The organism is Bacteroides salyersiae WAL 10018 = DSM 18765 = JCM 12988, from assembly GCF_000381365.1.
In the GTDB taxonomy this organism is placed as follows: domain Bacteria; phylum Bacteroidota; class Bacteroidia; order Bacteroidales; family Bacteroidaceae; genus Bacteroides; species Bacteroides salyersiae.
On record NZ_KB905467.1, the window covers coordinates 59075 to 84372 of the forward strand.

Sequence of the window (25298 nt, forward strand, 5' to 3'; positions counted from 1 at the left end):
AAGTTTTGAAATACTTGGAAAATATAACTTGACGTTTTGGAAAATATTCTGAACTTAATGCATATATTTACCGCATAAATACGGCATTGATTTATGACTCACAATGTATCTTTGGGGAATGAGGCTGTGATGACTCATTTATGGCTTTATGGATTGCTGGTTCTAATGGGGGTAGTAATCGTATGTTTATTGTATAAACTTCATGAGTTGCGAAGTAAGGGGGTAAAAGAACGGGATTATCACCGTTTTCTGTTTGACATACTCGATAATCTTCCCTTTCCTGTGATGGTAAAGGATATTGAAAATGGATTCAAATATGCTTATTGGAACAAAGAATCCGAGTTACAGTCGGGCATTAAGTGTGAAGATGCTGTCGGACGTAGTGATTATGACATCTACGGCAAGGAGCGGGGACGGTATTACCGGGCTGTTGATGAAGATTTGGTCAAAATAGGTAAGCCTTATCGTGCAGAGGAACACTATGTCACTACCGATGGAGTCGATCATGATACGATTGTGATGAAATCCATATTTTCCCGTGGGGTGTCCGGTAAGTGGTTGTTGGTAACCCGATGGGAAATCAGTCAGTTAAAAAGATATGAAAGAGAGTTGCTGATTGCCAAAAATCAGTTGGAAAGTGCCATTAAAAAACAGAACTTGGCATTGAAGAGTATTGATTTCGGATTGATTTATATTGATAAAGATTATAGGGTACAATGGGAAGAGACGACACATCTGAAAAATCTGGTTTCCGGACGGCATTACACCCCCGGAATGATCTGTTATCGGACCAGTGCTTTGCGAGACCAACCTTGTGAACATTGTGCTTTCAAAGAAGCGATCGAGCAGAAAAGAATTGTGCGCCACACCGTACGGGTGGAGGGTGTTGATTTTGAGGTAACGGGCACTCCTGTGTATGCTGATGATAATAAGGAGGTGATAGGCGGTTTGTTACGGTTTGAAGATATTACGGAGAAATTAAAGCTTGATCAGGCGTTGCGGGAAGCCAAGGAGAAAGCAGAAGAATCGAATCGGCTGAAGTCTGCTTTCCTTGCCAATATGAGTCATGAAATCCGTACCCCTCTGAATGCGATTGTGGGGTTTTCCGATATGATTTCCCAAATAGATGATCCGGAGGAGAAGCAGGAATACATGAAGATAATTGCAGTGAATAACGAACTGCTCTTGCAACTGATAGATGATATTCTCGATTTGTCGAAGATCGAGGCGGGTACTATGGACTTTTCTTATTCCACGACTGATGTAAATCAACTGTTAGACTCTATTTGTCAGCAGATGAATCAAAAAGAGCACTCGGCAGATGTGAAGATTGTGTTTACGGAAAGAGTACCGGAGTGTACAATAATGACGGATCGTCTTCGTCTGTCACAAGTGATGATTAATTTTATTAGCAATTCCATGAAGTTTACCGAACGGGGAACCATATCTATAGGCTATCGGTTGGATGAAACAAAAGATGAGATATACTTTTTTTGTAAAGACACCGGCATTGGTATTGCTGCTGATAAAATAGAACAGGTGTTTGAACGGTTTGTGAAGCTGAATACTTTTGTGAAGGGCACCGGATTGGGGCTGGCTATTTGTCGTGTCATTGTAGAGCGTTTGGGAGGAACGATCGGTGCCGAGTCGGAAGAGGGCAAAGGTTCCTGTTTTTGGTTTCGGATGCCGGTGGCTTTGCTTTAGGAATGGGAGTATGAAGATTTCTTAAAAATTGAACCTAAATACTATGTTGGCGTGTTATTTGTGAACGTTTATAGTAGTGAAACGTTTAAAATATAAAAGCATGGCCTATATAGATTATTACAAAATTTTAGGAGTTGACAAAAGTGCTTCTCAAGATGATATAAAGAAGGCTTTTCGTAAGTTGGCCCGTAAGTATCACCCGGATTTAAATCCGAACGACCCGAGCGCAAAGGATAAGTTTCAGGAGATAAACGAGGCTAATGAAGTGTTGAGCGATCCGGAAAAACGTAAGAAGTACGATGAATACGGTGAGCATTGGAAGCATGCCGATGAGTTTGAAGCGCAGAAGCGGGCGCGGCAGCAAGCAGGTGCCGGCGGTGGATTCTCCGGTTTCGGAGGAGGTGATGAGAACGGATATTGGTATTCGTCCGACGGGCAAGGCTTTTCCGGATCAGGTGGTGAAGGATTTTCTGATTTCTTTGAATCCATGTTTGGAGGGCGTGCCAGAGGAGGGCGTAGCAGTGCCGGTTTCCGTGGACAGGACTTTAACGCAGAACTGCATTTGTCTCTTCGTGATGCTGCCGAGACCCATAAACAGGTGTTGACAGTGAATGGGAAGAACGTCCGTATTACCATTCCGGCAGGTGTAGCCAATGGACAGGTGATCAAATTAAAAGGTTACGGTGGCGAAGGTATCAACGGAGGTCCTGCAGGAGACTTATACATCACGTTTGTGATTCCGGAAGATCCTGTGTTCAAACGTCTGGGTGACGACCTTTATATCGATGTTTCGTTGAATCTTTATACGGCCGTATTGGGAGGTGAACAGGAGGTAGATACGTTGAATGGCAAAGTGAAATTGAAAGTAAAACCGGAAACGCAGAACGGTACGAAAGTACGGTTGAAAGGAAAAGGTTTTCCTGTCTATAAGAAAGAAGGACAATTTGGCGATTTAATTGTGACTTATAATGTCAAAACGCCTACTAATCTGACAGATAGGCAGAAAGAGTTGTTCCGGGAATTACAGAGTATGAACTAAAAAAAGAATCAGCACTATGCAGACCGAATTAATTATAGTCAGTGAATATTGTCACAAATGTCAAATCGAGCCCTCGTTTATTGATTTGTTGCAAGAAGAAGGGTTGATTGAAATCCGGACCGAAGGAGATGAACATTATCTGCTCGTGTCACAACTTCCGGAGGTGGAACGCTACAGCCGGATGTATTACGATTTATCTATCAATATGGAAGGTATCGATGCTATCCATCATCTTCTGGAGAGAATGGAGGGGATGCGTCGGGAAATGAACTCGCTCCGTAACCAGCTTCTTGTTTATAGAAAGCATGAGCTGGAAGAAACGGAATGGTGAAAAGAAACAGGAAAGGCGGAATGATTACCTATTTAATATGAAAAATGCCCGGCTTGTTGATGAGGCCGGGCATTTTTATATTGGATAATATCGGTTTACCGCTTATTTTCTGTAGTAAGCCAGATCGTCTTTATCGAATTTACGGATAAAGTTGATATGCTTTTCTACTTCACTTTCGGCATAACGGACAAATACTTGTGCAGATGTACCGAACAGTTCTGCGTTTTTAGAAGCATCCTGTACCATCAAGTGTCCCATGATGGTGTAAGCAGCCATTTCTACAAGGCGGCGTGCACAGAAATCGAGTAATTCCTGATCTTTGGCTTCTGTAACTTGCGCTACACAAGCTGCATATTTGCTCGCCATACTCTTCAGGCGATTGTGCAAGCCTTCCATCTCCGGAGCTACTATTGCATTTTCATATTCTTTGATGCGGTTGAGGTAAGCACCGGTCGTTACGTAGCGGATTGCTGCTACTACCTGCAACTGGGTAGTTCCTTCGTAGATAGAAGTGATACGTGCATCCCGGTAGATACGTTCGCAGGCATAGTCTTTCATAAAACCGGAACCACCGTGTATCTGAATACAGTCGTAAGCATTCTGATTGGCAAATTCGCTACCCATACCTTTAGCTAATGGGGTAAAGCTGTCTGCCAGTTTGGCAAAGGTCTTTTGTTCGGCACGTTCTTCCGGAGTCAGTTTACGTTCTTTGGCAATATCATCCAATGCTTTGTAGATGTCGACAAAGCGGGAAGTCTCGTACAATAAAGCGCGCGTAGCATCCAGTTTGGCTTTCATCAAAGACAGGATTTCGGCTACGGCCGGGAACTCGATGATTGCTTTTCCAAACTGTTTACGATCTTTTGCATAGGCCAATGCTTCATTATAAGTGGCCTGCAGGATACCTACCGACTGTGCTGCGATGCCCAGACGGGCACCGTTCATCAGGGCCATTACATATTTGATAAGTCCTAATTTCCGGTCACCGCAAAGCTCTGCTTTGGCATTCTTATATACGAGTTCGCAAGTAGGAGAGCCCTTGATACCCATTTTGTTTTCGATACGGCGAACGCTAACACCACCGTTACGTTTGTCATAAATGAACATGGACAAGCCACGGCCGTCATGAGTTCCCTCTTCCGAGCGTGCCAGTACGAGGTGGATATCAGAGTCACCGTTCGTGATAAAACGTTTCACACCGTTCAGATACCAGCATTGGTCTTTCTCACTGTAGGTAGCTTTCAGCATGACAGCCTGAAGATCGGAACCGGCATCCGGTTCGGTCAAGTCCATAGACATGGTTTCACCTTGGCACACACGGGTGATGTAGCGTTTCTTCTGATCTTCGTTTGCGAATTCATAAATTGTTTCTGCACAATCCTGCAATCCCCAAAGGTTCTCGAATCCGGCATCACTGCGGCTTACGATGTCGGCAGCCATGATGTACGGAGTGATCGGGAAGTTCAGGCCGCCGAAACGGCGTGGCATAGCCATACCCATCAAACCGGCTTTGCGGCAGGCTTCCAGATTGGCAGCAGTACCGCTGGCATAGGTCACACGGTTATTGGCACATACCGGTCCTTCGTGATCAACGCCTTCGGCATTGGGAGCGATGATGTCGCCACATATTTCACCTACAATTTCCAACACTTTGTCGTAGCTGTCCATTGCATCTTCAAAATCTACCGGAGCGTAGTCGAAGTTATCTTTATCTGCATAGTTGCGCTCTTTCAGCTCAACGATTCTCTTCATCAGCGGATGGCTCAAGTGATGCTTGAGTTCCGGCGTATCTAAATAAAAGTTAGCCATTTCTTACTTACTATTTTGTTTATAATACTTGATCATCTTCGGCACGACTTCTTCGATGCTTCCGTTGATTACGTAATCCGCAATCGTATTGATCGGTGCTTCGGGATCGCTGTTGATGGAGATGATAATACCACTTTCCTGCATACCGGCGATGTGCTGGATTTGTCCTGAGATACCGCAAGCGATATACAGTTTCGGACGAACCGTAACACCGGTCTGACCGATCTGCCGGTCATGGTCGATGAAACCGGCATCCACTGCGGCACGGCTGGCACCTACTTCGGCATTCAGCACTTTGGCGAGTTCGAACAACAAGTCGAAATTTTCTTTGGATCCTACTCCGTAGCCACCGGCAATGATGATCGGCGAACCTTTCAAATTGTTCTTTGCCTTTTCTACGTGACGTTCGATTACTTTCACTACATAGTCCGTATCGGCTACATATTTCTTCACATCATGACGGATCACTTCTCCCTTATAATCGGCAGAAAGGATTGCTTTTTTCATCACACCTTCGCGGACAGTCGCCATTTGCGGACGGTGTTCCGGATTCACAATCGTAGCAACGATGTTACCGCCGAAAGCCGGACGGATCTGATATAACAGGTTCTTATAAACTTTTCCTGCTTTTTTGTCTTCATGGTCACCGATTTCGAGTGAAGTACAGTCGGCTGTCAAACCACTGGTCAGTGCGGAAGATACGCGTGGTCCGAGGTCGCGACCGATAACGGTAGCACCCATCAGGCAGATTTGCGGTTGTTCTTCTTTAAACAGATTTACGAGGACAGAAGTGTGTGGAAGAGAAGTATAAGGGTAAAGTCCTTCACCGTCGAATACGTGGAGTTTGTCTACGCCATACGGCAGGATTTGTTTTTCAATGTCTTTGAGACCGCTTCCCACAACTACGGCTTCGAGTGCGCAGTTCAGTTCGTTAGCTAACGAGCGGCCTTTGGTCAGAAGTTCGAGGCTTACATCCGCGATGATACCTTCTTCTATTTCGCAATATACAAATAAGTTATTCATATTTTTAAGTAGTTAGTAGTTGGAATATAGCAGCAAGTAGTAAAAACACTTCTACTGTATTCCGACTTCTTAGCCAATGGTGTGGTTAGCTAACAGTTCAACAATCAGGTTTTCTACATCATGGTCGCTGCCAGTGATCGTTTTACTCTCTTTTGCCTGGAACACGATGTTCTGGATGGTTTTCACCTTGGTCGGTGAACCACTGAGACCACATTGTTCAAGGTCACCGTTTACATCGGCTACACTCCATTCTACGAGATTCAGATAATCGCGTTTATCATAAAGGTCGGTGTAATCCAGATTGCCTTGTTGTTTCTCGGTGACTGTTTTGGCATGTTTGTACTTCTGTACGAGTTTGGCATTACGCGGACGGCAGGGAGCAGCACTTCCGTTAACGGTAATCACGATAGGCAACGGGCCTTCTACCGTTTCAATGCCACCGTCGATGTGACGTTTTACAGTAATGTGTCCGTCGGCTACTTTCAAGATTTCTTCAGCGTATGTAATCTGAGTCAGACCTAACTTTTCTGCCACCTGCGGACCTACCTGTGCGGTATCTCCATCGATAGCCTGACGACCACCGATGATAATGTCACATTCACCTATTTTTTTGATGGCAGTGGCCAGGGCATACGATGTGGCCAATGTATCGGCACCGGCAAATGCACGGTCGGTCAACAGATAACCGTTATCGGCACCACGGAAAAGTCCTTCACGAATAATATCGGCTGCACGGCCCGGTCCCATTGTAAGAATGGTAACGGTGGAGCCCGGATGGGCATCTTTCAATCGGAGAGCCTGCTCAAGGGCATTCAGGTCTTCGGGGTTGAAGATGGCAGGGAGTGCCGCACGGTTAATGGTTCCGTCGGCTTTCATGGCATCCTTCCCAACATTACGTGTGTCGGGAACTTGTTTTGCCAATACAACAATTTTCAAACTCATGTTATTAATTTTAGTATTAGTATTTCTACAAGTTAGTAGCCAGTAGTCGGTAGTAAGGATCTTGCTATCAAACTATCCGGTTAACTATCAGCGTGCAAATTTACGGAAACAGTTGGTTCTGACAAGAAAACCGTTAAGAAAATGCACATCATTAAGGTTTTTGAGCAATTATAGGCTGATTCCAAAGACGAAATAAGCGGTGCTTTCGTAGGGGTTGAAGCCTAACTTTCCGAAAATGGGGAAAGAAAAACGGTTGCTGACCTGTATTTCGCGGGAAATGCTGAGAGCGATATTATTCACATTGAACTTGTCGGCGTATTCGCCCTCCCACGGAGTGAATCCGGCTTCTACAGACAGGTCGAATCCTTTCAGGCTGAAGGGGTAGGAGAATTCGCAATAGCTGGACCAGGCGCGTTTACCGTCTTCGCGATAATCATTACCGGCAAAAACGGTATACCAGGAGGCGGTAAGAGGAAATTTTTCGCTGATGGTATATCCGGCTCCTGCTTCGAATGTATGCCCGCTGCTGTGTACCGCATAGTTGAAGTAGTCGAATGGTTCCTCTTCGCTTTGCTCAAAATAGTTGGTGACGTTCAGAGTCAGTCTTTTGAACTGGTATTCCAGCGTAAGGTCTATCTCATTGTTTTCGTTACGGAATTCGGTAGAGCCCCATGCAGAGAGGGTGAAACCTCCCATTGTTATACCTAATGTGGGCTGTACGGCGGCATTGCCGCATTTCATACCGCGCCACATGTAGCTGCTCACAAAATCGGCATTGATAAAAATATCTTGTGTGTACGCTGTGAAAGAGTACATGAATAGTAGGAGGGAGAGTATATATTGTTTTTTCATTTTGTCAGAGTTATTTGTTTAGGCTGCAAAGATAGTGGTTTTTGGAAAGTAATTGTACATGTCGTTCTCATTCACTTGAAATATCTGTTTTTTTGTTTTGACCTTTCGAGTTTCGGTAACATGTGTCTTAATACGGTATTTATATTTCTATCCGATAGGACGCATTTGGTAAAACGATTGAAACACTTTTAGCTTGCGTGGAGTTCACAGATAAAAAAGGCCCGTTCGCTGATTCTTTTTTCCGGAGTTTTCCCTAATTCCTATTTTCGTAATATAAATGTAATATGGAGCCGGGACATGGATATACAAACTGCACTTTCCGCATTTTTACCTGTTTCTTTGGAAGAAATGAGCGGTATCCGTCTGATGAACCGTACGGATACGAAATTTGTCACTTCGTTGGATAAATTATCACTTATCCTACAATTTGCCGTTACGGATTATCGGGTACAGGAAGTGGAGGGTACACGAAACATTGCTTATCGTACTGTGTATTTGGATACTTCTGGCAGGGATATGTATATGGCTCATCAGAACGGGCATCGGGTACGTGAAAAGATTCGCGTGCGTACGTATGTATCTTCTGGTCTGACATTTCTGGAAGTGAAGAATAAAGATAATAAAGGAAGAACGGACAAACGGCGTATCCGGGTAGGAAATATACATTCTTTGTATACCGACGGGGCAGAAGGGTTTTTGGAGAAGCATGCCTGGTATCATTTGTCGGAATTGAAACCATGGTTGGAAAATAATTTTTATCGGATTACATTGGTCAATAAAGCGATGACGGAACGACTCACTATTGATACAGACATCTGTTTCTGTAACCTTCAGACCGGGAAGGAGGCGGCATTGAACAGAATGGTAATCATTGAGTTGAAACGGGACGGAAGAACCTTTTCACCCATTCGTGAAGTTTTGCGTAACCTCCATATACAACCTTCCGGAATAAGTAAATATTGCATGGGCACAGTACTTACTTCTCCTACTGTTAAGCATAATAGGTTTAAGCAGAAGATAAGAGTAGTTGGGAGGATACAGGAAATCGTATTTTAAGATGGAACAACATCCCCATGTTTTACTTTAAAACATCCGGATGTTGTTCTGGAAAACATGGGGATGTTGTTATTCAGAACATGGGGATGTTTTGGAAACTGAATTCTGGAACTGAATTGACAGGTATGATAGATTGCTAACAATGAATATGATAGATTGCTAACAATTAAAAATATAATATATGAATGAACTAAGTGAACTTTCTTTTATTGAAACGCCGTTGATGGATAGGATTGGTTTTCTACAACTGTTGTTGCGTTTTTTATTCAATCTGTTGGTGGTTTCCGTTATCCTTCGTTGTTTTTACTATCCCAAAAGTAAGCGACGTGATTATTACTTCACTTTTACATTGATCAGTATCAGCATCTTCCTGATGATTTTCCTGTTGGGTAGCGTTAAGTTGAAGATCGGTTTTGCATTGGGACTTTTTGCCATTTTCGGTATTATCCGTTATCGTACAGAATCCATGCCGGTGCGTGAAATGACTTATCTTTTTGTCATTATAGCTATTTCAGTGATTAATGCGCTGGCGGTTGAAATCAGTTACGCCGAGTTGTTGGGTACGAATCTTCTTTTTGTATTCAGTATCTGGCTTTGTGAGAGTAGCCGGTATTTACGGCATGTTTCCTGTAAATTGGTGCAATATGACCGTATCGAATTGATTCGTCCGGATAAAAAAGATGAATTACTGAAAGATTTGCAGGGACGTACCGGACTCGATATTATCCGTGTGGAAGTGGGACATATCGATTTCTTACGCGACTCGGCCATATTGAAACTTTATTATGAACCGGTGAGTGATGAAGTCAATACGATTGATACGCTTATCAGAATACCACGTGAAGATGAATAAGTGGCAGAGTGCAGGAGTAATTATCGTTTTTTTGTGTATGGGGATGGGAAAATTGTGTGCACAGAGCGATGATCTCGGATTATGGGCGAGTGCGGAAGTCAAAAAGAAAATCTTTCCGGGGTTGGATGCTTTTCTTGAAGGAGAATTTCGTTTACGCGACAACCTGAGGGCAGTGGATCGTTGGGGAGGGACAGCAGGACTTTCTTATAGGCTGTTTCCTTTTCTGAAAGCAAGTGCGGGGTATACTTATATTTATTACAATCATCCGGATAAAACGACCAAGAAGGAAAACTATATTCCCGAATACGGATCGCCCAGGCATCGTGTAAATGTATCATTGACAGGAAGCTACAAATGGAACAGGTTTGAATTCTCACTGCGTGAACGGTATCAATATACCTATCGGGTGGGACTTTCCGTACCCAAGTATAATCTTGAAGAACAGATACGGAAAGAGAATGAAGAAATTCCGGCAAAGTCCGTTCATGTTCTTCGTTCCCGGTTGCAGGTGGAATATGATATAAGGAAGAGCCCTTTTAAACCCTATACTTCCTGTGAATGGTATCATTCGCTGAATGGTGAGGGGTTCAAGAAGATACGTTGGACGCTTGGGACATCTTACAAATTGAACAAGAAGAATACGTTTGATTTATGCTACCGTTATCAGAATGAGGCGGATGAAGATGAGGCCGACGGACATGTGATAGGAGTGGGATATTCGTTTAAGTTTTAAGGAGAAGTAACTATGATGATAGAAATGAAAAAGATAAAATTGTTCATTGGTATAGCTGCATGGTTGGCCGTATCTACCTGTTGCTCTACCGATCCGTTTGCCGACTGGGGGACTGAAACCGAAAGCGGTCAGCCGGTACTTCCGGATGGTACGGATACATCGGATGGGGGAAGTGGCTCCTTTGACGGGACGGGCACGTTATTTGATTTTGAGGTTGTCATTGACGATACGGATATGAGTGGTGATGATATAGATGAAACCATTGTAGCGGACAAGGATAATGAGAACTATGATGATTTCATTGAGAACTCGGAATTTTCTTCTACGGTCGAAATAGCTTATTCCGGCACATCAGCAACGGTGATAAGCAATGTTGAAGGGGTTGATATCTCTCAGGACGGGGCGCATGTGGTGGTAACTTCTACTGTGAAGAAAGTAGAATATATACTTTCCGGTGTAACCACCGATGGCTCATTTAAAGTATATAGCGACAATAAGTTCAAGTTGACTCTGAACGGGGTGAATATTGTGAATCCTTCCGGAGCTGCTATCAATATTCAGAGTGGAAAGAGAGTATTTGTGGTTTCTCCGGACGGGACGGAGAATACACTTGTTGATGGTTCTTCTTATGTGTTGACCGATGGCGAAGATATGAAAGGATGCTTCTTCAGCGAAGGACAGCTTATTTTTAGTGGAGGAGGCAAACTGCGTGTTACCGGTAATTATAAACATGGTATATGCAGTGACGATTATGTCAGGTTCCGGCAAGGGAGCCGTGTGACAGTTGTAGGAGCGGTGAAAGACGGTATACACGTCAACGATGCCGTCGTTATTGGGGGAGGAATATTGAATATTACGGCCACAGACGATGGTATTCAGTGTGAGAAAGGTCCGATAAGTGTCACTGGAGGACGGACTACGGTTATTACTACGGGTAATGCTGTTTATGAAGATAGTGATATTTCTTCCTCTTCCTGTATCAATAGCGGCACGACGTTTGCCATGACTGCCGGCACTGTGCTTCTGAAGAGTAGCGGATCGGCCGGGAAAGGCCTGAACTGCGATGGTGAGATATATCTTTATGGAGGTACGTTGCGAGTTGTCACTACCGGGAAACAATACGTATACGGGCGGCTCGACTCTTCGGCTAAAGGCATTAAAAGTAAAAGCAGTCTGACTATAGAAAGCGGTACCATATGGGTGAGAGCGACCGGTGGCGAAGGCAGCGAGGGCATCGAAAGTAAAAATGTGATGACTATTAATGGAGGTGACATAGCCGTATATGCCTATGACGATTGCTTAAATGCCAGCAACAATATTACCATAAACGGAGGAAGTGTCTATTGTTATAGCACTGGCAATGACGGTGTCGATTCCAATGGAACGTTAACCATCACCGGTGGAACGGTTGTTGCTTCCGGTACGGCCTCGCCCGAAGACGGGTTTGATTGTGATCAGAATACCTTTAAAATAACGGGTGGCACTGTTTTAGGTATTGGAGGAGGAACAAGCACGCCTACAGCCAATTCTTGTACCCAACGAAGTGTAATTTACGGTGGTTCCGGTTCGGCGGGGCAATATATCGGTATCCAGTCTTCGGATGGTACAAATCTGATGACTTACATGATTCCGCGTACTTATCAGCAGATGACATTGCTTTTTAGCAGTCCGCAGTTGGAAAACGGTAGTTATACCATTTATACGGGTGGTTCTGTGACCGATGGTTCTTCGTTTTACGGATTGTATACTGGAGCGATTTATGACGGTGGTACGCAAGCGGCAACTTTTACTGCTAATTCAATGGTTACTCAGATCGGTTCTGCTTCCGGTGGTGGTAATCCCGGTGGAGGCGGTGGGCCTGGTGGGGGACCCGGCGGTTGGGGATGGTAATAACAGCCGGATTAGCGATAAAAACATGCCCTTTGTCTATTCTCTTTGCAGAAAGCGGATAAAGGGCTTATATTTGTATCATTCTTATTTTATTAAGCGATGAGACGAATCAACAGACAGCATTTACCGGAGCAGGTTATTTATCTCGTAATCTGGCTTATTGTATTTCTTGTGCCGATTGTGGGTGACTACTATAATGCCGCAACCAGCACGAAGGTTACGTTTAACTGGAGTTTCGTTCGGGTGGCCTGGCTGATGATGCTTCCTTTCTTCTTACTTTTTGTAGCTAATAATTATCTTTTGGTTCCATATCTACTGTTTCGTAAAAAATATGTGGCATATGCATCTTCTTTGCTTGTCATTATTGTTTTACTTTTTGGTATTTATCCGCACCTTGCCCGTCCTCCTTATGACAATCGTTTCAAACAACAGAACCGTCCTCCTATGGAGCAGCGGATGCCGGAAGAACATTCATTTACGAAGCACCCTGCGATGCAGGAACCGTTTTTACAAGGGGAGGATTCTGCGTCTTCTATGCAGCATCCTTCGGAAAGAAATGATCGTGCGGACAAAGGGAGGGGACCGCGTGACAGAATGGAACGCCGGGCTCCCAATGATTTTGACTTACATGCTCCTTTTCCTTTGCCGGGACCTGCGCTTGTACGTATGGCTATGGCCGTCCTACTGGTCGGTTTCAATATCGCCATCAAATTGATGTTTAAATCTCTGCGCGATGAACAGACTTTGAAAGAACTGGAACATAAACGCCTGCAATCAGAACTGGAATATCTGAAATATCAGATAAACCCCCATTTTTTTATGAATACGCTCAATAACATCCATGCTCTGGTAGACATCGATGCAACGAAAGCGAAAAAAGCATTGGTAGAACTTTCTAAGCTGATGCGTTATGTACTGTATGAGACCAGTAATAAGACCATCTTGCTTTCTCGTGAGATACAGTTTTTGGATAATTATATCGAATTGATGAAACTCCGGTATATAAATAAGGTGGGTATTGAAGTTTCTTTACCGCATGAGGTGCCGGAAGTACAGATTCCGCCTTTACTTTTTATCTCTTTTATAGAGAATGCCTTCAAACACGGTGTCAGCTACCGTAAAGATTCGTTCATCCATATTTCTATGGAACTGGATGGAGACAAGCTCCTTTTCCGATGTAGCAACAGTAATCGGCGGAAAGAAGGTGGACAGTATCACGGTATCGGTCTTGAGAATATTCGTAAACGTCTCCGGTTACTTTTTGGAAACGATTATACACTTTCTATTGATGAGACGGACGACTGTTTTAGTGTTTTACTTATAATACCTCTTTTATGATGAAATGTCTGGCTATTGATGATGAACCGTTGGCGTTGGCACAATTATCGGAATATATTTCCCGGGTTCCTTTTTTGTCCTTAGTGAAGTCTTGCCACGATGCATTCGAAGCTATGGATGTATTGGCACGGGAAGAGGTCGATTTGATATTTGTGGATATAAATATGCCCGATCTTAATGGGCTTGATTTTGTCCGTTCGCTGGTGGTAAAACCACTGATTGTGTTTACTACTGCTTATTCGGAATATGCCGTTGAGGGGTTTAAGGCAGATGCGGTAGATTATTTGTTAAAACCTTTTGAGTTTCAGGATTTGCTGAAAGCTGCGGACAAGGCACGTAAGCAATATGAATATCGGCGGATGGATCAGGGTGATACGGAGACAACGTCTCAGGTTAGAAACGGGTCACTGTTTGTGAAATCCGAATACCGGGTGGTACGTATTGATATTGCGGAGATAAAATATATAGAAGGGATGAGCGAGTATGTACGTATTTTTGTAGAAGGGGAAGAAAAACCGATCGTTACTCTTATGAGTCTTCATAAGTTGGAAGAACGGTTACCTGCTCAACAATTTATGCGTGTACATCGCTCTTACATTGTCAACCTTCATAAAATTACGGAAATTTCCCGTTTGCGTATTATCTTTAATGGTAATACTTATATTCCGGTAGGGGAGAATTATAAAGAGCGGTTTACGCAGTATATTGAGAAGTTGATGTAAACGGTTATCGGTTAATAGAATTGTATAGCTAAAGAAAGAGGGGTACAGAATCTGATGATTTTCTGTACCCCTTTGATGGATATATATGGGTAGGATATTATTTGATACCCAACTTTTTAGCGATATCTTTCGGAAGTGCATCCTTATGTACCAGGATGTTCATCGTCTTGTAAGCAACAAATGCCTTTGAAGCATACCAGATTCCTTTGTATTTACCACTGAGACCCCAAGAGTTCTTTACCATGAAGTATTCTTTGCCATTTTGGTCTTTGGCAATACCATAGATTACCATGCCGTGATCATCGGTGGTTTCCCAGTTGTCAAAAGCTTGTTGGCGCATTTCCTGTGTAACGTTCATTTCCGGCAAAGGGCGTGAAGTTAATTCTTTACGTTTATCGGCAGCTGTCAAACCGGTCCAACGGGCCATATCGGAACCTGTCAGTTCAGCACCTTTAGCAGCATCCGGCATTACAGCGATACCATCGCGGGTAAAGCCTTGTTCGCTTACATCACTACCCCATGCAAAGGTGTATCCCTTTTTGACGGCATTGTCCATTACAGCCATGAATTCGTCCAGTGGCAGGTTCCATGACAGTCCGTTGCGCCAGTTATCTTGAATTTCAATAGCAAACTGGGTATAGAACGGATGATGGGTATAAGATGTCAGAGATACATAATCGTCCGGGTTTATACCCAATGATTCTGCAAAACTTTTCGGAGTATATTCTTTACCTTTATAAGTGAATTTTTCCGGGCATTGTCCCAGATAAGTATCGTAAATAGCGCTAAGGCCTTGTTGCCATACCGGAGTCAGCTTAGTAAGTTTACCTTTGGCAATGGCATTTGTATATGCTTCGGCCACAGCGTCCAGTTCATTGTGTACTGGTAATGAATCACCGTACATGATGCCCGGCATGGCTTCCTGCGGTACGAGTCCGTAATTTTTCAGACAGTACATGATGTCATAGAAACTTCCACCCGGTGAGAAAGAACTGTCCCCGTGATAGCGAACGTAGTTGCGTGCACGGTCGGTCATTGTATGGTGAACGACGAACATTTCCGAGAGGTCGTATTCGCCTTTTCCCATACGGAGCAGTTCCGATTCAAGGAAACCGAGGGCTGAGAAGCTCCAACAGGTACTCGAACGGTTCTGATTCTTGATAGAGGTAATCGGGTTTTCCTTGACCGTAGTGAAAACGAAGCCTTCTTCTTTTGTGGTGTCTTGAGCCTTCATGTTCATACTGCAAAAGCAGAGTGTTGCTGCAATAAGAATTGTCTTTTTCATTATTATGCTGTTTTTGTTATATTTATGCGACAAAGATACAGCAATATCTTTAAAAAAGAAATAATTATTGTAGTTTTGCCCGGTAGGTTCGTTCGGAAAAAGAGATGTTGAAGAAGAGACTGACTCCTTTTTCTCGCGGCAATCCCGAAGGAATCTTGAATTGGTCGCTGTATTTCAACCCGATAGAGATAATATTACTATTGCGGGTGGTAAAATTGGCTCCCGTACTGATATAGTAGTTTTTTGCTTTTCGTTTGTTAATGGCAACGTAGGGATTGCTTAATCCTGTTCCTAATAGCAATTTTATAGATTTTTTGTACGGATTGTTTATTGTATAGGCTATTCCGGCAGCCAAACGGTGTTGATTGGTAAAGCTGACAGATGATTTTGAAGATTTCATCCGGCTCCAATCAACGTATTTATAATCAGTGGTGGCCATCCAGCGTAAAGAATTATAAGAGAGTCCTACGCCGATAAATTGCGGTAGGTATTGGCTGTATACTTTGGGACTTTTTTCAATTGTTTCCGTACTTGAGGTGCTGCTTACGGTGAGATCATTGTCTTGGGTAAGATGTTGCGAGTAACCGTAGGTAACTCCCATCAGGAAATATTTGTCACGGGTTAAAGGTAGCTTGTATTGCATTCCGAAGTCGGCATAAAATGCATGTTTGGATGAACTTTCCTCTATAATGGTGCTTCCTTGAGTTTCACTTTGCGTGATAGTTCCTGTGATATAAGAGAGATTTACACCGATCGAAATATTTTTACCGATTAGAAAGGCATTGCTGAAGCCTATTTTGGATAGATATCCCGTACCTTCAAAGAAAGAGGAGATGGTAGAGCCGGATGCGCCCTCTATCTCTTGATCCAAAGTGATGGCATATCCTACACTGCTGACGGGAGTTAGGAAAACGGCACCATACCATCGAGGAATGATCCGGCAACCGATACTTAGATTATTCAGATTGCCCACAATAGAGTTGTTGGTGACACCGGTTTGTGTGTATGAATTATAAGCACCCATAAGACCGGCGTCAAATACAAAACGCTGTTCGGTGAGTTCTGTCAGAGATGCCGGATTGGAGGGGTTGATAAACGAACTGCCCCGTAGTGCGATGCCGGTACCGCCAAAACCTGCATATTGACCACCTTCTCCGGTAGAAAGTTCTCCCAAACCAAACATGGATCCGGGGGAATTTGTCATATTTTGTGCTATCAGCCATGCAGGATTGCAAAAGGCAAGGATAAAAAGAACTCTTTTCATGCTGGATTGATTTTTGGAATTAGTAATTATATACTTTATATCTGAGTGTAAGTTTTACCGGATTTGTTTTATGCTGCATATCTCCGAATACAACCCCTTTGAGAGTGGTAAAAAACAGATCGTCAGGCAACATAAGTTTCAGGTTTTTCCGGTTGTAACCGATAGCTCCCAGATTATTTTGCAGGAAAGAGGTGATATCGAAAGAGTAATAAGTATTTTCCGGAGCCATTTCATCGGTGACCAAACTACCGTTTTGTACGGAGGTTCCTAACAAATCGGTGATCACGTCTTCTGTCACATCATTCTCATTGGCGGTATAGAGTATGAGGGTTTCGGGTAATGGGTACTGATCCCCGTGAGTCCCTTTCACCGGATAAAGTTGGAGGGTTGCACTCTCGATGGTTACCAGGTCTCCTTCCCAAAGTAGATTGTTTAAGTGGGGAAATTCTATTTTTATATACAGACCGGTCATTCCTTGCAGATAGCTCTGGTTATCTGTTTTTTCACTTGACAGGGCATTATCCGTACCGCTTTGCAGTAGCGACAGTACCGTACCGTTTCGGTCATGTTTGATTTGAGTGAATTTCAGTGTATTGCTTGGGGTGAATGTCAAAGTCTGTTCGCTTGCCGTTTCTGTTATTATATGGTAGTGCAACCGAATGCAGAGGCTCGAATCATTTACCTGAAACCCATTGACGCAGGTTCCTCCGGCATCGGGTACGAAGGCGAGTCCTTTGAAATATAGCCGGAATTTCTCCTGTGAGCTCATATTATCGGAATTCTCTTGCAACAGGGTCAACCATTCTTTACCCAATTCATCGGGTAGGCGGAAGGATATTTCTTCTTTGTCTTGTCCCGGATGAGGAGTGAAACTGAAGGATGCGAGCGGGGTAGGATTGTAGGGTACGGTAGAGGTGCTATATAGATAGTTGTTGTTTAATTCCATATTTTCCGTGAGTTGATGCAGGTAGATGCGTTGTGCACCGGAGAGCGTGTCTCCCAGATAATTTCCCGAAGCATATAAACGGCAAGTGATGGAATCGAACTGATAAATAGCCTCGTCATCTATAGATAAAGTGTGGACATCGTATTCTACATAAAAAGAACTTCGGATGTCTCCCCAAAGAGAACTGTTATGGTGTCCTATCTGACATATACTATCGCCGGAGGTTGCGAGAGAATCGCTCAGAATCGTACTGAGGGATACAGTGCATGTGTCTGTTATGATGTTTCGTAATGCGCTTTCCACCCATTTGCTTCCTGCGGTGGACATTTCGTCACGACAGGAGAGGAGAATAAGCAGACACAATGAAAATGAAAAGAAAAGAATGAGTCGTCTCATAAGGTTTGTTATAAGTATGTTTATGATCAAATTCTTTTGCAAAACAAGGTCATTTGAAGCCCCTTCCCAAAAAGTATCGACTAATGTCCGGCATTTATCGACTTCATTTTTGTTAGTCGTCGAAATGGAGGTGTTGGTCGATAGTTTTTCTTCACTGTTACTTTCGCCTCTATATTTGCGGACTAATAATTAACGATTAAAACTTGATAGGAAATGAATGTTATGACTTGTTATTCAGTGAAGAACATAGTTGAAAAGCTGTTTTTACTTTTTATGATGGGCTTTGCTTTCTGTGCTTGTGGAGATGATGAATCTTATACGTTAGGCGTATGGCATCGTCGTTCCGATTTTGACGGACTGGCACGTGGCAGCGCTGCGGGTTTTACAATAGCTGACAAGGGATATGTTTGCGGTGGATATACCGGTACTACCTATAAGCGTGTGACCGATTTATGGGAATACGACATTCAGGGTGGTTACTGGACACAATGTGCCTCTATGCCCGATGCGGCAACAGCGCGAACCGGTGCTTCCGGTTTTGCCATAGGCGAGAAAGGATATATCACTTTAGGTCAGGACAATAGTTCGAATTATCTGGCTGATACCTGGGAATACGATCCGGCTACTGATACCTGGACGCAAAAAGATGACTATAAGGGAGGTGCGCGTATTAGTGCCATTGCATTCGGTATAGGCCAATACGGTTATGTGGGAACAGGGTATAATGGAAATTATCAGAAGGATTTTTATCGTTTCGATCCTCAGGCTGCTGCCGGACAACAGTGGGAGATTGTAAACGGTTTCGGTGGACAGAAGCGTCAGGGAGGTACTTCTTTCGTGATCGATGACAAAGCATATATTTGCTGTGGGGTGAATAACGGCTCTTATGTATATGATTTCTGGTGCTTCGATCCTTCAACGGGAGTTTTTACTCAACTGCGGGATATTGCTGATACGAGTGATGATGATTATGATGATGATTACACTTCTATTGTCCGGGCTAATGCTGTCAGTTTTGTAATTGACGGTAAAGGCTATTTGGTGACGGGAGAATATGGTTCTTTATTGAGTAACTATTGGATTTATGATCCTGCTACCGATCTTTGGGAAGGAGAAGATTTGACTGCCTTCGAGGGCTCTGTCCGTAAAAATGCAGTTGCTTTTTCTACCGGCACGCGAGGTTTTGTTGTAACCGGACAAGCCAGCAGTTCTTATTATGACGATACTTGGGAACTTTCTCCATATGAGTATGAAGAAGAATAAAAGACGCACATTGCTTTTTATCGGATTGGTTGTCATCTTGTTGTCAGGAATGTGGTGGTCTTATTATTATGCAGAGAAAAGAAATCGTTATTGTCTGGAAGTGATAAAACTTGATAAGGATCAGGGATATGGATATACAATCAAACAAGGGAAACAGACGGTTATCTATCAACCGTTTGTTCCTGTTTTGTCACAAAGAAAACCATTTAATACTCCGGATGAGGCTGCTAAAGTTGGAGATTTAGTATTAGAGCGATTGGAATCGGGGCAAGATTTCAGTGTGACGGAAGAAGATTTAAAGAGTTTGGGAATAAAGAAATGATAGTTGTTTTTTCAGCAGGAAAGCGTATCTTTGAAGCGCAAAAGCATTAATCAAAAGAGGAAATAACTATGACTATTGATAATCAGACCGGGCTGGTACTTGAAGGTGGAGGGATGCGTGGAGTTTTCACATGTGGTGTACTCGACTATCTGATGGACCGGAATATTCGTTTCCCCTATACAATCGGTGTTTCTGCCGGAGCATGTAACGGACTCTCTTATATGTCACGGCAACGCGGACGTGCCAAATACAGTAATATCGATTTGTTGGAAAAGTACAATTACATCGGTTTGCGTCATTTGCTCAAGAAGCGAAACATTCTGGATTTCGATCTTCTTTTTACAGAGTTTCCCGAGCATATCCTTCCTTATGATTATGATGCTTATTTTTCGTCTCCCGAACGATTCGTAATGGTGACAACGAACTGCCTGACCGGAGAAGCCAATTACTTTGAAGAAAAACAGGATAAAAACCGGGTGATAGATATTGTCCGTGCTTCCAGTAGCTTGCCGATTGTTTGTCCGATAGCTTATGTGGATGGCATTCCGATGTTGGATGGCGGTATTGTGGATAGCATTCCTTTGCAGCATGCGATAGATGAAGGATATAAAAATAATGTGGTAGTATCGACTCGAAATCGGGGATACCGGAAAGAGAGCAAAGACATTAAAATTCCATCTTTTGTTTATCGTAAATATCCGAAAATACGTGAAGCGTTAAGTCATCGTTGTGCCGTTTATAATGCTCAGTTAGAGATGGTGGAACGAATGGAAGATGAAGGTAAAATTGTTGTAATCCGTCCGCAGAAGCCAGTAGTTGTGGATCGTATCGAACGGGATATTCAAAAACTGACTGACTTCTATCAGGAGGGATATGAATGTGCAAAAGCAATATTCTGACTATTCTTCAATTTGGATAACATATCCTCCTTTGAACACGGCGGCAGGTTGTAGATGCTGCATCCAATCTTTATCTTTATATTCTCCGTCATAATGAGCACGGTCACAACGTCCGTACCACGGTTCGATACAAATGAACGGGGCATTCTTGGCAGGCGGTGACCAAAGTCCTACCACCGGAGTTGTGAACCGCAGGCTTAAGTACGGTTGTTTCTCCTTATTATATAATGTAACTTTTTCCACCTGATTGTTTTCCAAGATCAAGGCATCGCGGTCAAAAGTGTGTGTATCCAATGGAAGGAGTCCGTCTGTCAGTCTTAGAGGATATTCATGTTCCGGGTCGGCACATCCTTTTTCAGAAATGAGTATGTATTTTAGATCTTCTGTTCGGTCGAATCCCAAGTATCCGCGTTCGTTACTTTTCATATCGAATGCCGGAAAATAAAATGCCGGATGTGCTCCTATCTGGAAATGCAACTCTTTGTCTCCTGTATTTTTTACTTCCCAAAGAACTTCTATCTGTTTTCCTTGTATCCGGTATCCTATTTCAAGACGAAAAGGGAAAGGATATCTCCTCCGGCTTTCTTCATTGTCTGCTAAACGATAGCGCAGTTCATCCGGTTGTTCCCGTATCAATTCGAAATTCATATCACGGGCAAAACCGTGTTGGGTCAGATTGTATGTGGCTCCGTCGATGCGGTATTCATTTTCCCATACGCTGCCTACAATGGGGAAGAGCACTGGAGAATGACGTTTCCAGAAAGAAGGATCGGCTTGCCATAGATATTCTTTACCGTTGCAGACGATATTGCAAAGTTCTGCACCATGGGGAGAAACCCGGATGGTGAGTTGTGAGTTGGAGATTGTTTTCATATGGACATTATTTTTATAAAATACAAAGTTAATGTTTTTTCTTTTTGCTTGTTCATGCTATAAGAAAAAGGAGCCGGTCGGTTATTCTTTCGAATCAACTTATGCGTATATGTATACATACCTTTTCTAATGATAAAAAGTTCTCTGTTACAGTGTTAATGTATCAATATTGATAAAGTATGAAACAAATGTAGCATGTCATTTGCTATCTTCGGCAATATCTTTGCCTCAGGATTTTTAGTAGGACAGTTTTATTTTTATATCTTTAATTCTAATATATATGAGTAGAAAAGAAAATTTTGTATTTCGGAGCTGTGTTGTCTATACTCTCCTTTTCATGCAAAAGACCATTTGCAAAATAAATAATAGTTGATGGCATTGTGATTTTTAAGAACGGGCGATGGTATGGTTGTCCGGTGTCTGTTTGTAGAGAAAATATGTTTGTACTATTTTCGGATACTGCTTAAAAGTTCTTTCTTAATTATAATACTTGAAGTGGTATTTCGTTTGGGTATAAGCTTATTACTTTATTTTTTAATATTAGTAAGAATAATTTATTACGTTGGTGTAATTTTTAAATCTATTAAAAAAACATGAAGAAACTTATCTTTAGAACGAAGCGAAGTATGGTAATCTTCCTTTTATTACTTTCTCCGGTTCTTGCCATTGCACAGGTTGTAACGGGAAAAGTGGTATTATTTGATGATAAAGAAGCTTTACCGGGTGTTAATGTACTTGAAAAAGGTACGACGAATGGTACGATCACTGATATTGATGGAAATTATTCTATTCATCTGAAAAATCCGAATTCTACATTGGTTTTCTCGATGGTGGGAATGATAACACAGGAAAAACGTGTTAGCGCAGGTGATAAGGTGGATGTTACATTACAATCCGATCATTATCAGTTGGATCAGGTGGTGGTGACAGGCTATTCGACTCAGAAAAAGTCGGATCTGACAGGTTCCGTAACAGTGGTTTCTGTGGATGATATGATGAAATCGGCAGAAAATAATCCTATTAAAAGTTTGCAGGGACGTGTTCCGGGTATGGAAGTTACCGCCAATGGTAATCCCAGTGGTTCTGCAACGGTACGCATCAGAGGTATCGGTACGTTAAATAATAATGATCCTTTGTTTGTGATCGATGGGGTACCTACCCGTGGCGGCATGCACGAATTGAACTCTAACGATATTGAGAATATCCAAGTGTTGAAAGATGCTTCTGCTGCAAGTATTTATGGTTCCCGTGCTGCTAACGGGGTTATTATTATCACAACGAAAAAAGGAAAAGAAGGCAAGATCAAACTTAATTTTGATGCCTATGTGACTCAGACTTTTTATAATAATAAGTTGGAGGTCATGAATGCGAAAGAGTATGGTCAGGCATTGTGGCAGGCTACGGTGAACAATTCGGAAGACCCCAATAAAAATAATATCGGATATACTTATAATTGGGGGTATGACGATAATGGAAATGCTACTTTGTATGATATGTATTTACCAAAGTATCTCGATACGGACAGGACGATGCTTACCTCTGATACGGATTGGTTTGATGCAGTATCTCAAAAAGGCTTACTGCAATCTTATAATCTCTCGGTGAGTAATGGCAGCGAAAGGGGAGACTATTTCTTTTCTTTGGGTTATCTAAGCAACGATGGTACGTTGAAATATACTTCTTTCGACCGTTTTTCTGCCCGTATGAATTCATCTTATCATATCATTAAAGATGTTTTGACTATAGGTGAGAATTTCTCGGTAAACCGGACATCGGAAGTTCAGATTCCGGACGATAATATTCTGGATATGGCTTTGAAAGCTTTGCCTTTGATTCCTGTACACACAGTGGACGGAACGGGTTGGGGAGGTCCTACAACCGGTATGAATGACCGCCATAATCCTGCACGTTTATTGTATGATAATAAAGATAATAAGTATGCCTATTGGCGCTTGTTCGGTAATGCTTATATTAATTTACAGCCTGTCAAGGGATTGAATCTCCGGAGTAGCTTTGGTCTTGATTATACGAATTATTATAAACGCAATATGGTTCATAGTTATACGACCGGTATGCTGAATAATGATTTGAGTTCCGTCACTTTAGGAGGAACCTATACTACCAAATGGACTTGGAGTAATACTGCGACTTACGCCAAACAAATCGGTGTTCACAGTTTCGATGTGTTGGCTGGTATGGAAATGTACAAAGAAGAGACGATTAACTTCTCGGCATATAAAGACGGTTTTTTGGTAGAGACTCCGGAGCAGATGTGGCCTGATATGGGAATCGGAACATCTAAAGTGACCGGCGGTGCAACAGCTTATGCGTTGCTTTCTTACTTCGGTAAAGCCAACTATGTTTATGACAATCGTTATCTTGCTTCTGTAACGCTTCGCTATGACGGTTCATCCCGTTTTGGAAAGAACAATCGGTTTGGTACTTTCCCGGCATTTTCTTTGGGATACCGAATCAGCGAGGAAGCCTTTATGGAGAAGACAAGAGATTGGTTGTCTGATTTAAAATTGCGTTTCGGATGGGGACAAACCGGTAATCAGGAAACTTCCAATACGGCTGTGCATACGCTTTATGTAACTGACTATGGTACGGGAGATCCTACCTGGACATCATTGAACGGTACTTCTTATGATTTGACCGGTAAAGGCGGGACTTCCCTTCCTTCCGGTTATAAGAAAACCCAACAGGGTAATCCGGACTTGAAATGGGAGACAACGACTCAGACCAATATCGGTTTGGATTTCGGCTTCTTCAATCAGAAGTTATATGGTACTGCTGAATATTACATCAAGAAAACAAAAGATATTTTGGTGCAACCTCCTTATTTGGGAATAATCGGCGAAGGCGGTTATTGCTGGTACAATGGAGCCTCCATGGAGAATAAAGGTTTTGAAGTGAGTTTGGGTTATCGTGATCAGACGCCTTTCGGACTCTCTTATGATATTTCCGGTAATATTTCCGGATATCGCAATAAGGTGACTGAACTGCCGGCAGATGTGGAAAATTCTTATGGAGGAAATGGTAAAGGAGATAATATTTTAGGGCGTCCTATCAATTCGTTTTATGGATATATTGCTGATGGCCTGTTCCGTACGGAAGAAGATATAGCGAAACATGCTACACAGAACGGTGGAGAAGGTCTGGGACGTATCCGCTATCGTGACTTGAACGAGGACGGGAAGATAGATGAAGATGACCGTACTTGGATCGGCTCACCTCATCCGGATTTCATGTATGGTTTGAATATTGAATTGAGTTACAAGAATTTTGATTTGAGTGCATTCTTTTATGGAGTAAACGGTATCGATGTGAATACCTATGCAGTGAAGAGTGAAACAGACTTTTGGAGTATCAATGATGTCCGTTCCAATAAAGGCACACGTCTGTTGGATGCTTGGAGTCCCACTAATCCTGATTCGAATATTCCTGCTATTACGGCATTAAATGCGAACGATGAAGGACGTATGTCTACTTATTTTGTAGAGAACGGTTCTTTCTTGAAACTGCGTAATTTACAATTGGGATATACTTTGCCGCGTAAAATCAGTGAGAAGGCATATATTGAAAAGTGCCGTATCTATGTCAGTGGTCAGAATCTGTTTACTATTAAAAGTAAGAATTTCTCAGGAGTAGACCCGGAGAATGCCGGATTCGGATATCCGATACCGACAACATTCACGGTCGGAATAAATATTGGTTTTTAAGTTCTAAGTATAATGCGAAAACAAACTAACGGAAAA

Annotated in this window: 21 protein-coding genes; 13 read left to right on the forward strand and 8 right to left on the reverse strand. The window is 42.7% G+C overall.

The features are described from left to right. The first annotated feature begins 93 nt into the window (after window positions 1-93). The 3 genes from HMPREF1532_RS11625 (at window position 94) to HMPREF1532_RS11635 (ending at window position 3074) form a co-directional block, all read left to right on the forward strand. Window positions 94-1704: a PAS domain-containing sensor histidine kinase gene (locus tag HMPREF1532_RS11625; RefSeq protein ID WP_005929497.1), complete on the forward strand. Its 1611-nt coding sequence runs from the start codon at window positions 94-96 to the stop codon at window positions 1702-1704. 100 nt (window positions 1705-1804) lie between these two features. Then, window positions 1805-2743 (forward strand): DnaJ C-terminal domain-containing protein, encoded by a 939-nt coding sequence (locus HMPREF1532_RS11630; RefSeq protein ID WP_005929500.1) that lies wholly within the window; start codon window positions 1805-1807, stop codon window positions 2741-2743. 16 nt (window positions 2744-2759) lie between these two features. Beyond that, entirely contained in the window at window positions 2760-3074 is a 315-nt protein-coding gene (locus HMPREF1532_RS11635) for a chaperone modulator CbpM (protein ID WP_005929503.1), read from the forward strand. A gap of 102 nt (window positions 3075-3176) precedes the next feature. Here the strand turns inward: HMPREF1532_RS11635 and HMPREF1532_RS11640 are convergent, their stop codons facing one another. The 4 genes from HMPREF1532_RS11640 to HMPREF1532_RS11655 form a co-directional block, all read right to left on the reverse strand. After that, window positions 3177-4883: an acyl-CoA dehydrogenase family protein gene (locus HMPREF1532_RS11640; protein WP_005929506.1), complete on the reverse strand. Its 1707-nt coding sequence runs from the start codon at window positions 4881-4883 to the stop codon at window positions 3177-3179. Between the two features lie 3 nt (window positions 4884-4886). Beyond that, window positions 4887-5906 carry an electron transfer flavoprotein subunit alpha/FixB family protein gene (locus tag HMPREF1532_RS11645; RefSeq protein WP_005929509.1) on the reverse strand — a complete coding sequence of 340 codons (1020 nt, stop codon included), beginning with the start codon at window positions 5904-5906 and terminating at the stop codon, window positions 4887-4889. Window positions 5907-5975: 69 nt separating this feature from the next. Then, entirely contained in the window at window positions 5976-6848 is an 873-nt protein-coding gene (locus HMPREF1532_RS11650; protein ID WP_005929512.1) for an electron transfer flavoprotein subunit beta/FixA family protein, read from the reverse strand. 168 nt (window positions 6849-7016) lie between these two features. Further along, window positions 7017-7700 carry a hypothetical protein gene (locus HMPREF1532_RS11655; RefSeq protein ID WP_005929516.1) on the reverse strand — a complete coding sequence of 228 codons (684 nt, stop codon included), beginning with the start codon at window positions 7698-7700 and terminating at the stop codon, window positions 7017-7019. Window positions 7701-7997: 297 nt separating this feature from the next. On the opposite strand from HMPREF1532_RS11655, the gene HMPREF1532_RS11660 reads away from it, so the two are divergent. From HMPREF1532_RS11660 to HMPREF1532_RS11685, 6 genes are all read left to right on the forward strand, one after another. Next, window positions 7998-8756 (forward strand): polyphosphate polymerase domain-containing protein, encoded by a 759-nt coding sequence (locus HMPREF1532_RS11660; protein WP_005929519.1) that lies wholly within the window; start codon window positions 7998-8000, stop codon window positions 8754-8756. 181 nt (window positions 8757-8937) lie between these two features. Then, window positions 8938-9609, forward strand: coding sequence for a DUF4956 domain-containing protein (locus HMPREF1532_RS11665; protein WP_005929522.1), 672 nt, complete (start codon window positions 8938-8940; stop codon window positions 9607-9609). Beyond that, entirely contained in the window at window positions 9602-10342 is a 741-nt protein-coding gene (locus tag HMPREF1532_RS11670; RefSeq protein ID WP_005929525.1) for a DUF2490 domain-containing protein, read from the forward strand. The genes HMPREF1532_RS11665 and HMPREF1532_RS11670 overlap by 8 nt, the downstream gene beginning before the upstream one ends. A 24-nt stretch (window positions 10343-10366) precedes the next feature. After that, window positions 10367-12232 carry a carbohydrate-binding domain-containing protein gene (locus HMPREF1532_RS11675; RefSeq protein ID WP_187373829.1) on the forward strand — a complete coding sequence of 622 codons (1866 nt, stop codon included), beginning with the start codon at window positions 10367-10369 and terminating at the stop codon, window positions 12230-12232. A gap of 99 nt (window positions 12233-12331) precedes the next feature. Further along, window positions 12332-13570 (forward strand): sensor histidine kinase, encoded by a 1239-nt coding sequence (locus HMPREF1532_RS11680; RefSeq protein ID WP_005929531.1) that lies wholly within the window; start codon window positions 12332-12334, stop codon window positions 13568-13570. Further along, window positions 13570-14292 carry a LytR/AlgR family response regulator transcription factor gene (locus tag HMPREF1532_RS11685; protein ID WP_005929534.1) on the forward strand — a complete coding sequence of 241 codons (723 nt, stop codon included), beginning with the start codon at window positions 13570-13572 and terminating at the stop codon, window positions 14290-14292. Before HMPREF1532_RS11680 ends, HMPREF1532_RS11685 begins: the two co-directional genes overlap by 1 nt. A 97-nt stretch (window positions 14293-14389) precedes the next feature. On the opposite strand, the gene HMPREF1532_RS11690 is transcribed toward HMPREF1532_RS11685, so the two are convergent. The 3 genes from HMPREF1532_RS11690 to HMPREF1532_RS11700 form a co-directional block, all read right to left on the reverse strand. Next, window positions 14390-15577, reverse strand: coding sequence for a C1 family peptidase (locus tag HMPREF1532_RS11690; RefSeq protein ID WP_007481432.1), 1188 nt, complete (start codon window positions 15575-15577; stop codon window positions 14390-14392). Between the two features lie 64 nt (window positions 15578-15641). After that, window positions 15642-16841 carry a BamG family beta-barrel-assembly machinery protein gene (bamG, locus tag HMPREF1532_RS11695; RefSeq protein ID WP_005929540.1) on the reverse strand — a complete coding sequence of 400 codons (1200 nt, stop codon included), beginning with the start codon at window positions 16839-16841 and terminating at the stop codon, window positions 15642-15644. 19 nt (window positions 16842-16860) lie between these two features. Beyond that, the gene (locus HMPREF1532_RS11700; RefSeq protein WP_005929543.1) at window positions 16861-18183 is read right to left on the reverse strand and encodes a DUF4270 family protein; all 1323 of its coding nucleotides are present in this window, start codon (window positions 18181-18183) and stop codon (window positions 16861-16863) included. 222 nt (window positions 18184-18405) lie between these two features. Between HMPREF1532_RS11700 and HMPREF1532_RS11705 the strand changes: the two genes are divergently transcribed. From HMPREF1532_RS11705 to HMPREF1532_RS11715, 3 genes are all read left to right on the forward strand, one after another. Next, window positions 18406-19446: a Kelch repeat-containing protein gene (locus HMPREF1532_RS11705; RefSeq protein ID WP_373133479.1), complete on the forward strand. Its 1041-nt coding sequence runs from the start codon at window positions 18406-18408 to the stop codon at window positions 19444-19446. Continuing rightward, on the forward strand, window positions 19433-19768 hold the full coding sequence (locus HMPREF1532_RS11710; protein ID WP_224206334.1) for a DUF4907 domain-containing protein: 336 nt from the start codon (window positions 19433-19435) through the stop codon (window positions 19766-19768). The genes HMPREF1532_RS11705 and HMPREF1532_RS11710 overlap by 14 nt, the downstream gene beginning before the upstream one ends. A gap of 68 nt (window positions 19769-19836) precedes the next feature. Then, a complete protein-coding gene (locus tag HMPREF1532_RS11715; RefSeq protein ID WP_005929552.1) occupies window positions 19837-20667 on the forward strand; it encodes a patatin-like phospholipase family protein in 831 nt (276 codons plus the stop codon). Here the strand turns inward: HMPREF1532_RS11715 and HMPREF1532_RS11720 are convergent, their stop codons facing one another. Then, a complete protein-coding gene (locus HMPREF1532_RS11720; protein WP_005929555.1) occupies window positions 20668-21540 on the reverse strand; it encodes an aldose 1-epimerase family protein in 873 nt (290 codons plus the stop codon). It abuts the gene before it with no gap. A 593-nt stretch (window positions 21541-22133) separates the two neighbouring features. Between HMPREF1532_RS11720 and HMPREF1532_RS11725 the strand changes: the two genes are divergently transcribed. Next, window positions 22134-25262 (forward strand): SusC/RagA family TonB-linked outer membrane protein, encoded by a 3129-nt coding sequence (locus tag HMPREF1532_RS11725; RefSeq protein ID WP_005929559.1) that lies wholly within the window; start codon window positions 22134-22136, stop codon window positions 25260-25262. Window positions 25263-25298 lie beyond the last annotated feature (36 nt).